At 46.6% G+C, this 15448-nt stretch carries 14 protein-coding genes; 12 read left to right on the forward strand and 2 right to left on the reverse strand.

Annotated features, from left to right (window positions below):
- The first annotated feature begins 287 nt into the window (after positions 1-287).
- The gene (locus E4663_RS16735) at positions 288-839 is read left to right on the forward strand and encodes a GbsR/MarR family transcriptional regulator (RefSeq protein ID WP_079478542.1); all 552 of its coding nucleotides are present in this window, start codon (positions 288-290) and stop codon (positions 837-839) included.
- 34 nt (positions 840-873) lie between these two features.
- On the opposite strand, the gene E4663_RS16740 is transcribed toward E4663_RS16735, so the two are convergent.
- Positions 874-2442 carry a BCCT family transporter gene (locus E4663_RS16740; RefSeq protein WP_079478541.1) on the reverse strand — a complete coding sequence of 523 codons (1569 nt, stop codon included), beginning with the start codon at positions 2440-2442 and terminating at the stop codon, positions 874-876.
- 185 nt (positions 2443-2627) lie between these two features.
- Between E4663_RS16740 and E4663_RS16745 the strand changes: the two genes are divergently transcribed.
- Complete coding sequence (locus tag E4663_RS16745) at positions 2628-3503, forward strand: alpha/beta hydrolase family protein (RefSeq protein ID WP_135328478.1); 876 nt, start codon at positions 2628-2630, stop codon at positions 3501-3503.
- Between the two features lie 49 nt (positions 3504-3552).
- Here E4663_RS16745 and E4663_RS16750 read toward each other — a convergent pair whose 3' ends face one another.
- Positions 3553-4512: an ATP-dependent 6-phosphofructokinase gene (locus E4663_RS16750; protein WP_079480819.1), complete on the reverse strand. Its 960-nt coding sequence runs from the start codon at positions 4510-4512 to the stop codon at positions 3553-3555.
- A gap of 322 nt (positions 4513-4834) precedes the next feature.
- On the opposite strand from E4663_RS16750, the gene E4663_RS16755 reads away from it, so the two are divergent.
- The 10 genes from E4663_RS16755 (at position 4835) to E4663_RS16790 (ending at position 15404) form a co-directional block, all read left to right on the forward strand.
- Positions 4835-6871, forward strand: a complete 2037-nt coding sequence (locus E4663_RS16755; protein ID WP_135328479.1) for a catalase — start codon at positions 4835-4837, stop codon at positions 6869-6871.
- Between the two features lie 208 nt (positions 6872-7079).
- A complete protein-coding gene (locus E4663_RS19855; protein WP_158290530.1) occupies positions 7080-7256 on the forward strand; it encodes a hypothetical protein in 177 nt (58 codons plus the stop codon).
- Positions 7257-7387: 131 nt separating this feature from the next.
- A complete protein-coding gene (locus E4663_RS16760; RefSeq protein WP_241657230.1) occupies positions 7388-8395 on the forward strand; it encodes a sugar-binding protein in 1008 nt (335 codons plus the stop codon).
- Positions 8392-9828, forward strand: coding sequence for a sensor histidine kinase (locus E4663_RS16765; RefSeq protein ID WP_135328481.1), 1437 nt, complete (start codon positions 8392-8394; stop codon positions 9826-9828). Before E4663_RS16760 ends, E4663_RS16765 begins: the two co-directional genes overlap by 4 nt.
- Positions 9825-11333: a response regulator gene (locus E4663_RS16770; protein WP_135328482.1), complete on the forward strand. Its 1509-nt coding sequence runs from the start codon at positions 9825-9827 to the stop codon at positions 11331-11333. Before E4663_RS16765 ends, E4663_RS16770 begins: the two co-directional genes overlap by 4 nt.
- 105 nt (positions 11334-11438) lie before the next feature.
- Complete coding sequence (locus E4663_RS16775) at positions 11439-12722, forward strand: ABC transporter substrate-binding protein (protein ID WP_135328483.1); 1284 nt, start codon at positions 11439-11441, stop codon at positions 12720-12722.
- 75 nt (positions 12723-12797) lie between these two features.
- Positions 12798-13706, forward strand: coding sequence for a carbohydrate ABC transporter permease (locus E4663_RS16780; RefSeq protein WP_241657231.1), 909 nt, complete (start codon positions 12798-12800; stop codon positions 13704-13706).
- Positions 13707-13708: 2 nt separating this feature from the next.
- Positions 13709-14527, forward strand: coding sequence for a carbohydrate ABC transporter permease (locus E4663_RS16785; protein WP_079478533.1), 819 nt, complete (start codon positions 13709-13711; stop codon positions 14525-14527).
- A 64-nt stretch (positions 14528-14591) separates the two neighbouring features.
- Positions 14592-14738: a hypothetical protein gene (locus tag E4663_RS20020; RefSeq protein WP_168927361.1), complete on the forward strand. Its 147-nt coding sequence runs from the start codon at positions 14592-14594 to the stop codon at positions 14736-14738.
- 99 nt (positions 14739-14837) lie between these two features.
- Entirely contained in the window at positions 14838-15404 is a 567-nt protein-coding gene (locus tag E4663_RS16790; RefSeq protein WP_135328485.1) for a hypothetical protein, read from the forward strand.
- Positions 15405-15448 lie beyond the last annotated feature (44 nt).

Genomic DNA, 15448 nt, shown 5'->3' on the forward strand with positions numbered 1-15448 from the left:
TGTCCTTGCATTACACAAAATATAAATGCCAGCATTATTTTTTTCTATTGTCTTAAGTAGGACTTTTACAGTATATCGTTTCGACCTATTTCGTCACAACTTTCAAATACAGCCAAAATAATCTATATAGTTTATTCAGTTTATATTATACACATTAGACTACTAAACTATATACGATTCCTTTCATATCATCCATATCCCTGTAAATTGAGAGCCTTTACATTCTGAAAACGAAACGGTAGCCTAAAACTATACATAAAAAAGGATATTTATAGGATGTGAACCCGTTGAATGAACAAGAACAGTTAGAAGAATCACGAGCTAGAGTCATAGAAGTCATCTCTCAGAATATGGGGCTCTACGGAGTTACCCCATCCATTGGGCGGCTGTACTGTCTTCTTTTCTTCTCAGAGAAACCGCTTACACTGGATGAAATGAAAGAAGAGCTTGGAATGAGTAAAGCCAGTATGAGTAATGCGGTCCGAGCATTGCTTGATTTGAACATGGTCGAGAAGACATGGGTGAAGGGCGTAAGGAAAGACCTGTACGTCGCAAGCGACAATCCACATCAGCGGTTTTTCGATTACTTCACGACGAAATGGCGTCACGCTACGATGACGAACACGAACGCCATCGAGAAAACGACGGATGAATTGAAGAATTTGCTGGATGATCCTGATACCTCAGAAGAAGTAAAAGCCAAAGCTGAAGTAGATGTAGCTAAACTAAAGGATTGGCAGGAATACTATGATTGGCTGGATCGATTAATCCATACTTTCGAAACAAAAGAAATATTGGACTTTGTCCCTTTGCATAAAGAAGAGCAAGAAAAAAGGTAGAAAACTCCCTCTTCGGGAGGTTTCTACCTTCTTTTCATGCAGAATAATAGTTCTTCTCTTGATTGGACGAGTCCCTTACATTGTATAGCCAAGCCTGATCCTGATCCATCATCTTCTTTGCCGCATAAATCAAAATAAATTGAAGGAAAATGATTGGGAATCCCATTAGACCGGAAATCACCTCAAGCGGGGGCAACCCTCCGATACGCATTAAGATCAACGCCACACCTGTAATCACAGCCGCAATAATGATCCGAAGCGTTTTAGGCGGCTCAAATTTACTCATGTCCCTTGTGCTCGTATATGCTGCTACCGTATAAGTTGTAGAATCGAGCGTCGTCGTCAAGAAGATGAGTGCGACAATCATAAAGATGACGATAGCTACATTCCCTAAAGGTAGCGATGACAAGATCTCCGGTATCGCAGCCATCCGCTGATTGTTCTCAACGAGTTGCAGCACAGACAGATCACCAGAAAGGTAACGATCGACACCCAGACCACCGAGTACACCAGTCGCAAGCCAAGATATCGCCGTCGGTGCGAGCAAGTAAGTCAGGATCATCTCTTTGATCGTCCGGCCTTGGGAAATCTTCGCAGCGAACACACTGTGAAGCATCGCCCATGTCGCACTGTAAGCGTACCAGAATACCGTATTACTCTGAACATGCGAAGCTTCTCCTTGGTGAACAGAGTCTGTATTCAATGAAAAACTGAGATAATGAGACAGCAGGAACGTTACGCTGTCGGAAAAATAATTCAAGATGAATACCCCTGGCCCTGCTATCAAAATGAACACAGCAAAAAAGCCTGCCAAGTACATGTTCATCGTACTCAGTCGTTTGATTCCTTTTTCAACACCTAAGTAAGCACTGATCGAAAACAACGCAACCCAGACGATGGTGACAATGATCGTCATGGTAAACGTCACGTCCATTCCCAGTAAAGCCGATAGATTATGTGTAATGATCGGTGCCCCGAGTCCAAGCGTGACCGCTGCTCCAGCTAGAATGCTGACAAGAAACAACATGTCGAGCGCGCGTCCGCCCCAACCGTCGGTAAACTTATCTCCAAATAATACGCGGCAAGCTTCTGAGATCCTCATCAGCGGTCGTTTTTTCACATGAAGAATATATCCCATTGCCGGTGCGATCATGACGAATATCGCAAACACCTGAAAACTCCATAGAAACATGCTGTAGGAATTCCCCCACAAGAGCGCCTCTGCAGAACCAGGATCTACTCCAGCAGGTGGATCATTCGCAACAGACGTCCACTGCAACATTCCTGTTCGCATGATTGTCGATCCGATTCCCATTGCAATCAGAATCGATGCATACTCAAACAGCGTGAACCTCGGCTTCTCTTTTGGGTTGCCTAGTACAACCTGTCCATATTTTGAAAACGAAAAATACAATGCTGCTCCGACAAGGATTACCCCGTACCAAAGGTAGCCCCAGCTGAACACGTCGACTATGTAATCGAAAATCGAGTTCAGCAGCTCTAAGGACTGCGTCTCATACAGGGCAAATGGAATACTGATCAACACGATGACCAGCAAAGATGGCATAAAGATCTTGTAGTCGATGAGCTTCTTTCCATTCATACGAATCTCTCCCTTTTCTATTCCAATATAATGGTAATGTGAATTTCGTATTCCCGGAAGAAAACGAGATTAAAAGAGAAATTTGAAGAAATTTATTCCGTTGCTTGGAAGTGAAATAACTAAAGAATGGTAGACTTAAGGTAAAGAGAATGAAGAGTAATAATATAGAAAGAGGTAGTTTAGCGATGAAAAATGATAAACCTCAACAGCATTATGCAGGCTACAAGAGACTTACCATCATGGACGATTATCTGGACGTAACGTTCCCAGTAATGATGATGTACCCTACAGATATTCCTGAGCAAGCTGAAACAATCGGACCGTATAAGGTAAACGTTGCGAAGAATGCGCCACCGAAGGATGACACTTACCCTCTGGTTCTTATTTCTCATGGTACGGGCGGGACACCGCTTGTGTACCGTACCCTCGCCCGTCATTTAGCGCAAAATGGGTTTGTCGTCGCCATGCCAGAACATCCATTCAATAATGTGCATGACAATCAATTAGAGAACACTACGAAACTCTTAAAAAGCAGACCTAGAAATATTACTCAAACGATAGACGGGGTTGTAGGTGATGCCTTTTTCAAATCTCACGTAGATGGTAATGACATCTCAATCATCGGACATTCGATGGGAGGATATACCGCAGTAGCCGCAACAGGTGGAACCCCATCCACGCTCCCTTGGGAAACTCCTGAGACCATCGAGGTAGATGTGGAGGAGAGAATAAAGAGAGTGATTCTGTTGGCCCCTGCTTTAGGATGGTTTATGAAGGAAGGGGCGGTGGATGAGTTCTCTTTACCAACTCTTATGATGACAGGGGAGAAAGACACCATCACTCCTCATTTCCATGCTGGGTTTCTTCTAAACGGGGTTCGAAACCCTGGGCTGATCGATCATAAAGTCATCCATAACGCCGGTCACTTTTCCTTCTTGAGTCCTTTCCCAGAAGAAATAAAAGATCCTTCTTTCCCTCCTTCCCAAGACCCAGAAGGATTCGATCGAGAACTTTTCCGAAGGGAATTAGAGTCGGATATCGTACATTTTCTAAGACAATAAAAAAGATGGAACTCCTTTCAAATAGGAGTTCCATCTTTTTCGATATAGCTTAAATCGACAACTTCTTCGGTAACTGATAAACACTTTCATCCATTTCGATTCGCTGTTCCAAAGTATCTTCAAGGGATAAATTCACCAACTGGCGATCTTGAACCGTCACCAACTGACCCGTCTTCCCTTCAAGAAGTAAATCAACAGCAAACGCTCCTAGCCTACTCGCAAAAATACGGTCCCTCGCTGTTGGAGCACCGCCACGCTGGATATGGCCAAGTGAGGTAACACGGGATTCTATTCCCGCTTCTTTTGTCAGCTTCTCATGAAGAACCGCCCCACTCATCATCCCTTCCGCTACCACAATGATTCGGTAACGCTTCTCTCGAGTGCCGCCTTGTTTGATCTCCTCTATAATACTGTGAAGATCTTCACGCTTCTCAGGAATCAAGATATTCTCAGCACCACCGGCAAGTCCTGCCCATAGCGCTAAATTCCCTGTATCTTTCCCCATCACTTCAATAATAGAAGTTTTCTCATGCGAAGAAGCGGTGTCGCGGATACGGTCCATGTAATCCACAACGGTATTGAGCGCCGTGTCAAAACCGATCGTCTCCGTCACTCCTGGAACATCGTTATCAATTGTCGCTGGTATTCCTATACATGCAAGTCCTGTTTTTTCAAGAAGGGCAGCCGCTTGCAACGCTTCTTTCCCTCCGATGACAACCACGGAATCGATCTCATACTTATGTAAAATGGATTGGGCTTTCTTCTGCCCTTCCTCAGTGAACATCTTCTCACAGCTAGATGACTGCAGAATCGTCCCTCCACGCTGCATGATCGATCCTACAGAAGCGGCATCCATGGATTCCAAACGTTCTTCCAGGATCCCTTCAAATCCACCTTTCACACCGATCATTTCTATCTTGTTGTAAATACCGGATCGAACGACCGCACGGATGGCGGCGTTCATTCCTGGAGCATCCGCTCCGCTCGTTAGTACAGCCATTCTCTTCATCATTACCACTCTCTTTCTATCTTCTGAGCCTCGGTCCAGCCCGTTTCCTGCTGGTCTTAATCGCGCATCCTGACTCGTTTAACTTTTGGGTCGTATTTCTATTTTACAAAAAAACGGCCAAGAAACCTAATTTTTGTTCGATATTGGTTCGTATCCCTCCAATAGTCCCCTAGACAAAAGGGCACCAGCACGCGTCCCTCCTCCCCAAAAAACTATTCCCAAAAAATTTTCAGGTTTCGAGAAATTTCCACCTGGGTAGACAGATTGTACTGGTTATTGATTACTTATTATTCTAAAAAACTACATAGGAGGTTCGAAAATAATGAGTGATAGAAAAAATAGAAAAGACGAACAGTTAGACCAGTACCGTACCGATGATTCTGGCAAACACACGACCACCAACCAAGGCCTTAAGATATCTGAAGACGAATTCTCTTTAAAAGCAGGAGAACGTGGTCCTACATTAATGGAAGACTTTCATTTCCGTGAAAAAATGACCCACTTCGACCACGAACGCATTCCTGAACGAATCGTTCACGCCCGTGGTTTCGCTGCTCACGGAGAGTTCCAGCTTTATGAGAACCTCGAAAAATATACGAAAGCCGATTTCCTGAATGATACATCGAAAACGACACCCGTATTCGTCCGCTTCTCGACGGTGGCAGGATCGAAAGGATCTCCTGAAACAGCCCGTGATGCGCGCGGATTCGCGACGAAATTTTATACAGAGGAAGGCAACTACGACTTAGTCGGAAACAACATTCCCGTCTTCTTCATTCAAGATGCGATCAAGTTCCCGGACTTGATTCATGCCGTGAAACCAGAACCTCATAACGGGATGCCTCAAGCTGCATCTGCTCACGACACATTCTGGGACTTCATCGCCAATAACCAGGAATCTGCCCATATGGTGATGTGGGCGATGTCTGACCGTGCCATCCCACGAAGCTTCCGTATGATGGAAGGCTTCGGTGTGCACACATTCCGTCTAGTGAATGAGAAAAACGAAGCCCGTTTCGTGAAATTCCACTGGAAGCCGGTGCTCGGTACCCACTCGCTAGTCTGGGATGAAGCACAGAAGATCTCCGGTAAGGATGCGGACTTCCACCGCGGCGATCTGTACAGTTCCATTGAAAACGGCGACTATCCGGAATACGAACTCGGCATCCAAGTAATTAAGGAAGAAGACGAATTCAAATTCGATTTCGACGTCTTGGATCCAACGAAACTATGGCCGGAAGAAGAAGTTCCCGTTGAAATCGTCGGTAAGATGACGCTGAACCGTAACGTCGACAATGTATTCGCAGAGACCGAACAAGTCGCGTTCCACCCAGGCCATGTTGTACCAGGCATCGACTTCACCAACGATCCGTTGCTTCAAGGACGTCTGTTCTCTTATACCGATACGCAGCTGATTCGTCTTGGTGGTCCGAACTTCCATGAGTTACCGATCAACCGTCCAGTCTGTCCGTTCCACAATAATCAGCGCGACGGATATGGACGTCACACGATCAATACGGGGCAAGTGAGCTATCACAAGAACTCACTATCAAACAATACCCCATCTCCTGCTTCCGAGGAAGAAGGTGGGTATGCTCATTACCAGGAGAAAGTCGAAGGAAGAAAGGTTCGTGCACGTAGTGAAAGCTTCAAGGACCACTTCTCCCAGGCGACACTATTCTGGAACAGTATGAGCGATCATGAGAAGGACCATATCATTTCCGCTTTCAGCTTCGAGCTTGGAAAAGTCGGAAACGAATCGGTACGCAAGCAAGTCATCGAGATGTTCGCAAACGTCAGCCTCGACCTTGCCAAACCGGTAGCGGAAAACATCGGTGTCGATGCTCCGACATCCGGCGGTTCTGATGTGACGAAATCTTCTCCTGCTTTAAGTCAGGCGAACTCCGTCCAATCGACGAAGACGAGACACGTCGGCGTCCTTCTCGATCAAGGGTTCGACGGCTCCAAAGTCCAAAAGATCATCAACTCCCTGCAATCAGAGGGAATGATCCCGATGGTCATCAGTCAGAAACAAGGAACATTGAAATCGAAAGACGGCGAAACAGTCGACGTCCAGCATACCTTCACAACAATCGACCCTGTACTTCTTGATGCGGTCTACGTTGCGGGAGGAAATATGGAAGATAAGGCCTTCAAGATGAACGCAAATTATTACGTGAGCGAGGCCTTCAAACACTTTAAGCCAATCGGCGCAACAGGCAATGGTGTGGATGTATTGAAAGAACATGATATGCAACATGCGGCGGGTGTCGTCTCGGCAGACGGTGCTGAACAATTCGTGAAAGAATTCAGCCAAGCCGTGGCAGAACACCGCCACTTCGAACGTCAACTCGTGTGAGATGCAGATTAATAGATTTTTTTAAAAGAGAATAATATCTCCAACTGACTCCCCAGGCGCTCCAGCCTAGGGAGTCAGTTATGCTAATGACCACATTGGAAAATATTTTTCTACGATAACGTTTGAAATATAGCCATATATGTACTACCATGAAAATTCCTACTGTTGCCTCCTGAAAAAAAGAGAGGAGGCGAAAGCATGCCAAACTATGAAATCGGATCTAAGATCACTCATCGCTGCAAAGATTGTTACCACGATGAGCAAACCATTCTTAAGGTCACGCCAAAAGAGTTCTCTGAGAAAACAGCCTACATACTGTGGACTCAATGCACTTCTTGCGGTCAAAACGACACGCGCCTCACGACAAGCGAATGAGGTCAGCTGACATTAGATAAATAGCTATTGGAACAAAGCGAGCCCGCCATCACAAGGGTTCGCTTCTTTTTTTGTATTAATTGAAAGCCTTTTCATAAATTTGTATATCTATTAGAATAGGAAGAATAGAGGGGGATGGTTATGAAGACAGATAAGTGGATCTATACCTTTTTCATTACGGCTGTTGTGCTTTCCGCCGGAATGGTTGCCTTTTATGCAGTCAAAGCCTTTGCCCATACAGGAGAATGGAACCAGGTGTCATCTGAGCCATTGGAAGGTCTTCATTACGTACTCATTCCCCAGGAAACGGACAACGACTATTGGCGCCTTATTGAAAAAGGTGCGCGTAAAGCAGAACAGGAAGAGAACATTACCCTGGAATACAACGGCCCTGCCAAATCGGATATGGCGGACCACATCGAATGGATTGAGAAAGCGATCGCATCGAGAGTCGATGGCATTATTACACAAGGCCTGCAAGATGAGCTCTTCCGCCCTGTCATCAATAAAGCGATCGATAAAGGGATCCCCGTTATCACGATTGATACCGACGCCCCCTCCAGCGAGCGCTCTGCCTATGTTGGGACTGATAACTACGAGGCAGGGTTCCTTGCCGGGGAAGCACTAATAGAAGATACAAACGGACAAGCAAAAGTCGGCATCATCACCGGTAGTTTCGATGCGGAGAATATGCAGCTTCGCGTCCAAGGGTTCAATGATGCCTTGAAGAAGGCTCCTGGAATCGAGGTACTCGACACGAAATCCTCTGATATCAAACGGATTCAAGCCGCTCAGAAGACGAACCAAATGATGGCTGAACATCCTGAGATCAATGCCTTTTTCGGAACAAGTGCCTTAGATAGCTTCGGCATCGTATCAACCCTCCAGCAGCGCGGTTGGCAGGATGACTTCTACATAATCGGCTTCGATACGTTGCCGGAGACGATCGATTTAATCGAAGAAGGAAAAGTAGATGCCACTGTCGTCCAACACCCGTTCGAAATGGGATATGAAAGTGTGAAAAAGCTGAAAGAGTTATCTCAGAACAAACCCGTCGGCGCCATCAACCATACGACAACGAGCATTTTGAGAAAACAGGACCTCACCAACCAGAAGCCTTTCTACCCGGAAATAGGTGAAGGGCCATGAACCGTATTCAATCGAAGCTGATGGTCTTTTTCTTCATCCTGATCTTTCTTATGAACGGCATCGCCTATTATCTGTACCAAGGCAGCCAGGATACCATCCGCCAGTACGACAACCTGCTTGAGAACTTCTTTCTATTGAATGATGTCGAACAGACGACAAGCCGAATGTATGAAGATATGACTTCTTATATCACAAAACAATCGAACGACTATTACCACTCCTATCAAGTTGATCATCGCCAATTAGAACAGCTGAGAACGGAGCTCTCCACACTCAAGCAAAATGAAGTGATATTGGACAATTACTCGAACATGATCACCAGTTTTCTAGAGGAAACGGACCTGGCTATTCGTGCTTATCATATCGGGGAAATTGAGACATACTCGGCCCACACGCAAGAATCAGAAAGAATCCTATCCTATATTCAAGATACGACGATGACGTTGATCAACGATGAACTCTCCAATTACGATGCCTTTTATCGCAATCTGGTGGAGCGCAGCCATTGGGTGGAAAGAATGGGGATTTCGGTATTCGTCTTCACCCTGTTCGCCTCCCTCCTCTTCGCCTTTCGCTTCTCCAGACAGCTGACGCGACCGATCCAACGACTATCAAGAGCGGCGAGAGACATTTCGAAAGGAAAATTGGACGGCCCGGACGTACACGTCAAGACCAATGACGAAATGAAGCTTTTATCCGAAACGTTCAACAGCATGAGGAAAAACCTGCAGCAGTCGATCCATGAAATGAAACAGAAAGCCGAAATGCAGCAGTTGATGAAGGAGATGGAACTAAAGAGCCTGCAAAACCAGGTGAACCCTCACTTCCTATTCAATACGCTCAACGTTATTGCGAAGACATCCTACATGGAAGAAGCCGACAAGACCGGAGAACTGATCGAATCCGTATCATCGATCCTCCGCTATAATCTATCGAATCTCGATTACCCTGCCACCTTCAAGGATGAAATGGAAAGCGTGCGAGATTATGTGTTTATCCAGCAAGCTCGCTTCGGAAACCGCTTCGCATTCCGGGAAAATATTGCGTTCTCCACCTACTCGACACCGCTCCCGGTCTTAACGTTGCAACCGTTCATTGAGAACGCGTTTATACACGGCATTGAAAATAAAGAAGAAGGCGGCACGATTACCGTCTCCTCTTTCGAAGAAAATGGTCAGGTCCTGATTGAGATCTGTGATGACGGCGTCGGGATCGATTCCGAACAGCTCGAACGTCTGAACAACAGGGAAGAAGACGCGACATCAAGAAGAACCGGTCATACGACAGGTATCGGGGTCCTGAATAGCATACGACGGCTCGAATTGATGTACGAAGACCATATAGTCGAAATCGAATCGACCAAAGGGCAAGGCACGACGATCCGAATGATGATACCGATAGCACAAACGAATGAAAAGAGGGAAATCGTATGAAGTGGCTAATCGCAGAAGACGAAATGATCGAACGAGAAGGCTTGAAGAAGATGATCGGTGACCGCTTCCCTCACCTGGAAGTAATCGGAGAAGCGACAACCGGGAAGGAAGCAGTCGAGCTTGCGGATACACTCCAGCCTGATTTGATTACAATGGATATCAAGATGCCCGGAATGAACGGTATTGAAGCGGTCCAACACATCAAGAAAAAGCATCCACACGTCCGGATCATCATGATGACCGCCTATGACGAATTCGATTACGCAAGAGAAGTGATGCGCGAAGGGGTAAAGGAATACTTATTAAAGCCGACGAAGAAGAAAGAACTCATCGCAACCTTCGAACGGGTGATAAAGGAAATCGAGGAAGACCTCGAAATGGAGAAGAGTCAACAGCAAACGTTCATCCAATCCGACTGGGTACAAGCCTACTTCACCGAAAGAATGCTTGAGAACTATCCAGAAGAGATCGCCTCCTTCTTCCCCCACCAGGAAACACAAGGCTGTGCTTGGATGGTTCAGCTCGACACCCCGAATGAGGAGAAGCATGCGTGGATCCGGGAAGCCGTCGAAGAGAAAGCACACGGCCTCGTCGGCCCGTTCATCGGCAGCGTCTTCCCTGTTTGGATTTTCGCCTTCAAAGAGGAGGATCTCGGCACAGAGTTTTCTAGGCTGAACCCATGGGTCCGCTCCTTACTGAACCGGTTCGAGTCCACTTTCCATGAAAAAGCGAGCATCGGGATCGGATCACTCGTCCGCGATCCGAATGATTTGATTCACTCCTATCACGAGGCAACCTTAGCCTTGACCGTCGCTAGAGAACGAAAAGGCTATGCCCTTTATCAGGAAGCGAAAAACAACTTGAATCTAGACGATATCGACCTATCCTTAGTAGAGAAGAACATCTATGAATCCGTCCGAAACGGAAGCCGCAAAGTCGCCATCCAGCAGTTCGAACACTTATGGGCGATGTTAGAGGAGAAGAATGAAGACCGCCAGGAACGGTGTAGGCAAATGGTCCAGGCGATCTACGGGATGACGAGAGAGCTCGGTTTCCACCATTTGCAACAGAATGACATTCCCCCGCCCGGCACGAGTGACAAAGCGTGGCGGCTGTGGACGATGGATCACATCATGCAGGTTACCGAAACGATTCACAGCTACAAAACTGTCACGTCAAAAGACGCCATCTCACAGGCCGAAGAGTGGATCCAGGAGCACTATCACGAGTCGATCACGCTTGAGCAGGTCGCGGAATACATCGCACTGAACCCGTACTACTTCAGCAAACTGTTCAAGGAACGTTTCCAACAAACCTTTATCGACTACGTGACGCAAGTCCGTCTTACTAAAGCGAAGCAGTACTTGTCGACAACCGAGAAGCCACTTAAAGAAATCTGTTCCCTCGTCGGATATAAAGACCCAAATTATTTCAGCCGGGTATTCAAGAAGAAAGAAGGCGTCTCCCCTACTTCCTACCGCCATCAGCAGGCGATGTTAAAATAGTGCTGATAGATGACAAAAAAGTGAAGAAAGTCTTACCAAGGACTCCCCTTGTATCGTGATACATTGTAATTGAAAGCGATTACAAGATACGAGGGGAGTTTATTTATGAAGAGAAAAAGCTTTTATGTTTTGTTTGTAGCCCTTTTACTTATTGTCCTCGGTGCATGCAGCAACTCCAGTTCGTCTGATGACGGCGGGGAATCAGCAAGCGGCGATGGAAAAATCGAACTGTTCAGCTGGTGGACTGCTGGTGGAGAAGCAGACGGATTAGACGCACTGATCGAGCAGTTCAAAGAAGAACATCCTGATATCGAAGTGGAGAATGCAGCTGTAGCAGGCGGTGCCGGTACGAACGCCAAAGCCGTACTTGCGAACCGCATGCAAGGCGGAGACCCACCTTCTACCTTCCAAGTCCACGGCGGAGACGAACTGCTTGCTGGATGGGTAGCAGCAGACAAAATGCAGCCGCTTAACGACTTGTACGAAGAAAACAACTGGAGCGAAGTATTCCCACAAGAATTGATCGATATGGTAAGTAAAGACGATAACATCTACGCTGTTCCCGTCGATATCCACCGCGGAAACGTCGTCTTCTTCAACTCGAAAGTGTTCGAGGACAACGGCATCGAAGCCCCAACAACGTGGGATGAATTCTTAGACGTTGCCGACCAACTGGAATCAAACGGTGTCACACCACTTGCTCTAGGGGACAAAAACGTTTGGCCAGCGACAATGATCTTCGAGAACATCTTGCTTGCAAACCTTGGAGCGGATGACTTCGATAAGCTATGGGACGGCGAAATCGGATTCGATGACGAACGTGTTGTTCAATCTGCTGAAACCTTCAAAGAAGTACTGAACTACGTGAACGATGACCACAGTGCCCGCGCTTGGCAGGATGCGAGCCAACTCGTTTCCGATGGAGAAGCAGCCATGAACATCATGGGTGACTGGGCAAACGGTTATTACTTAAGTCAAGACCTCAAACCGAACGAAGATTACGGCTGGGCTGCAACCCCTGGCTCTGAAGGAACCTTCATGGTCATTACCGATACATTCGGCCTGCCTAAAGACATCAACAATGAAGATCAAGTGAAAGAATTCCTCACTGTACTCGGTTCAAAAGAAGGCCAAGATGCCTTCAACCCGATGAAAGGATCCATTCCTGCTCGTACAGACACGGACCTATCCAACTACGGTGAATATGCGACAGATACGATCAAAGATTTCAAAGACGCTTCTCTTGTAGCGAGCCTTGCACACGGCTCAGCCGCACCAGAGCAAGTCGTGACGCAAGTGAACCAAGCGGTCAACATCTTCGTTACACAGAAAGATGTCGATCAGTTCACAACTTCCCTACAAGACGCTGTCGACGCCGGAACGGAATAAAAATAGTTCATTTTTAATAAAAGGGAGGCTCCGTCCTCCCTTTCCATCTGTACACAAGCAAAGGAGGTACTTTCATTGAGTAAGCTTAGCACCGATCGACTATGGTCTCTCGCCTTCATTTTACCTTCGATCTTGTTGGTCGGGATTTTCATCTACGGCTTCATCAGCTGGACAGGATATGTGTCCCTCAGTAACTGGCACAGCTTGATTCCAGACTATTCATTCTCAGGACTCTCGAATTATGCACAGTTATTTAAAGATTTCCGGTTCCAAGCAGACATACGGAACACGCTCTTCTTTACGATTCTATTCATTGCGGCCGTTGCTTTCATCGGCCAATTGCTCGCTGTTCTGATCGATCAGCACATCCGAGCCGAGTCCTTATTCCGAAATATCTTCCTCTTCCCGATGGCTCTGTCCTTCGTCGTGACCGGTGTTGTTTGGCAGTGGCTACTCAACCCTTCAACCGGCGTCAACTTGTTACTGGAGAAGTTCGGAATCAGCCCAATGTGGTATGTGAGTACCAATGTTCTGGCTGGCTTCCCCGTCGGAAAGATAGAGTTCGGGGTTCCTGTTGCGTTGATCGCCGTCATCATCGCCGCTGTCTGGCAAATGACCGGCTTTTCTCTTGCGATGTATCTTGCCGGATTACGCGGTATTCCAGAAGAGTTGAAAGAAGCAGCACGGATGGACGGCGCATCAGAAGCGACCATCTACTTCAAAATCATCATGCCACAGCTGCGCGCCATCACGATGAGTGTCATCATCATCATGGCCCACATCTCGCTGAAGATCTTCGACTTGATCTATGCCATGACAGGACCTGGAGCGAATTTCGTCACCGACGTGCCAGCGCTCTATATGTTTGAAAAGACATTCCGCGCCAATGACTATGCAGGCGGAGCGGCGATTTCCATTCTGTTGCTCGTAAGTGTGGCTATCTTCATCATTCCGTACTTACTTATGAACAGGAGGGAGGACTAACGATGTCGAAACGCATTACACGACCACTCATTTATATCATCCTAATCGCCTTTAGTCTCTTTTACCTCATGCCTGTATATGTGCTGATCGTCACGAGTCTGAAGCCGTTCGACCAAGTCTCCCTTGCGACAATGTGGGAGCTTCCGAAAACACTCGACTTCTCGAGCTACGCTACTGCGTTCTCGAAACTAGCACCAAATATCATGAACTCATTCTACTTGGTCATACCAGCCACCCTCTTATCCGCCCTGCTCGGATCGTTGAACGGGTACGTGCTGTCCAAGTGGAAATTCAAAGGGTCTGAACTCGTGTTTACCGCGATTCTATTCGGTATGTTCATCCCCTACCAAAGCATCCTGATCCCGTTAATCCTGACGCTTCGTAACATGGGATTGTACAATTCGATTCTCGGCCTTATCTTCACCCACGTTATCTACGGGTTACCAATCACGACGCTGATGTTCCGTAACTTCTATGCGAGCATTCCAGATTCGATGATCGAATCCGCGAAGATAGACGGGGCGAACTTTATCAAAATCTACGGAAAAATCATGGTTCCGCTCTCCATATCTGGTTTCGTCGTCGTCGCCATCTGGCAGTTCACGAACATTTGGAACGAGTTCCTATTCGCCGTCTCCCTCACGCAGTCCGACCAACAACCAGTAATGGTCGCACTGCAGAATTTGGCCGGTAGCCAAGTCGTCGAGTGGAACGTGCAGATGGCAGGTGCGCTGTTGGCGGCACTTCCAACGTTGCTTGTCTATATTTTGTTAGGGAAGTTCTTTGTTAGAGGATTGCTTGCTGGGTCTGTAAAAGGATAACTATCCAATTTTGTAATGAATACTTGGTCACTTGCCAACCCTATAGTTGTGGAGGTGAATGACTATGAAGAGAAAAGCAAAGCCAAATTCATCGATGAAACCTGTAAGCGCCGGGACCGACCCACAAAAGGTGAGAAAAGAAATTCAAGAAGATATCAGCCATGGTGTAGGTTCCATGACATCTCGCCAGGCAGGCGCAACCAGAGATTAGAGAAGCAAATGAGTTGTCCACTTCTGAATATAGGGGTGGACATTCTTTTTGCCCTGCCATGTATAATAGAATAAACAAGGATAAAAGGAAGGTTTTTCAATGAAGTTAAAAGGGATAGTTGCCTTACTGACCATTCTAGTGGGGATCACAGTAGGTAGTACTTTTCTTCAGGAAAAGGCGACTAGTGGAGCAGGTCTCCAAGTTGAAGCCGAAGAAAAATTGGAAACACTGAAAGAGAACTCAGATTTTGTGCTTGAAGCAACCGTTGACGGCAACTATGAGACGAGAAAAATCATCGAAGACAAAGAGCACGACGTATACCAGATCAGAAGGCTCTACACCGCAACCATACATAAATCAATAAAAGGAAAAGAATACGACAAAGGAGACCTAATCGAAGTGGTCTACCCTATTGGAATGAAACAGATTAGCGAGGGACACGAGGATGGTCTCCTCCCTTTTTCCGATGAAACCATCGAGATGGACACGGGAGAATACCTTCTCTTCTTAGATGACCTGAAGGGACAGTTATTTCGCCAACATAAGCCACGTCTACAAGAAGCAACAGGATCATCGTTATTCCAACATCGCTTCCGAAGAGGTCTCTTCTATTGTGCTGGAAAACCTCGAGAATGCGGACTAATTGTCGGAGGAAAAGCATCATAAATATTATTTTGGTATATAAATACAATCCTATATATGAGACAATA

This window comes from Halobacillus salinus, assembly GCF_004684905.1.
GTDB classification, from domain to species: Bacteria; Bacillota; Bacilli; order Bacillales; family Halobacillaceae; genus Halobacillus; species Halobacillus salinus.

Bases quoted from the DNA above. Each gene is read 5' to 3' on its own strand.
- E4663_RS16750 (WP_079480819.1), bottom strand. From the start codon at position 4,512: ATGAAGAGAATGGCTGTACTAACGAGCGGAGCGGATGCTCCAGGAATG.
- E4663_RS16740 (WP_079478541.1), bottom strand. From the start codon at position 2,442: ATGAATGGAAAGAAGCTCATCGACTACAAGATCTTTATGCCATCTTTG.
- E4663_RS16755 (WP_135328479.1), top strand. From the start codon at position 4,835: ATGAGTGATAGAAAAAATAGAAAAGACGAACAGTTAGACCAGTACCGT.
- E4663_RS16785 (WP_079478533.1), top strand. From the start codon at position 13,709: ATGTCGAAACGCATTACACGACCACTCATTTATATCATCCTAATCGCC.
- E4663_RS19855 (WP_158290530.1), top strand. From the start codon at position 7,080: ATGAAATCGGATCTAAGATCACTCATCGCTGCAAAGATTGTTACCACG.
- E4663_RS16790 (WP_135328485.1), top strand. From the start codon at position 14,838: ATGAAGTTAAAAGGGATAGTTGCCTTACTGACCATTCTAGTGGGGATC.
- E4663_RS16745 (WP_135328478.1), top strand. From the start codon at position 2,628: ATGAAAAATGATAAACCTCAACAGCATTATGCAGGCTACAAGAGACTT.
- E4663_RS20020 (WP_168927361.1), top strand. From the start codon at position 14,592: ATGAAGAGAAAAGCAAAGCCAAATTCATCGATGAAACCTGTAAGCGCC.
- E4663_RS16770 (WP_135328482.1), top strand. From the start codon at position 9,825: ATGAAGTGGCTAATCGCAGAAGACGAAATGATCGAACGAGAAGGCTTG.
- E4663_RS16765 (WP_135328481.1), top strand. From the start codon at position 8,392: ATGAACCGTATTCAATCGAAGCTGATGGTCTTTTTCTTCATCCTGATC.
- E4663_RS16760 (WP_241657230.1), top strand. From the start codon at position 7,388: ATGAAGACAGATAAGTGGATCTATACCTTTTTCATTACGGCTGTTGTG.
- E4663_RS16775 (WP_135328483.1), top strand. From the start codon at position 11,439: ATGAAGAGAAAAAGCTTTTATGTTTTGTTTGTAGCCCTTTTACTTATT.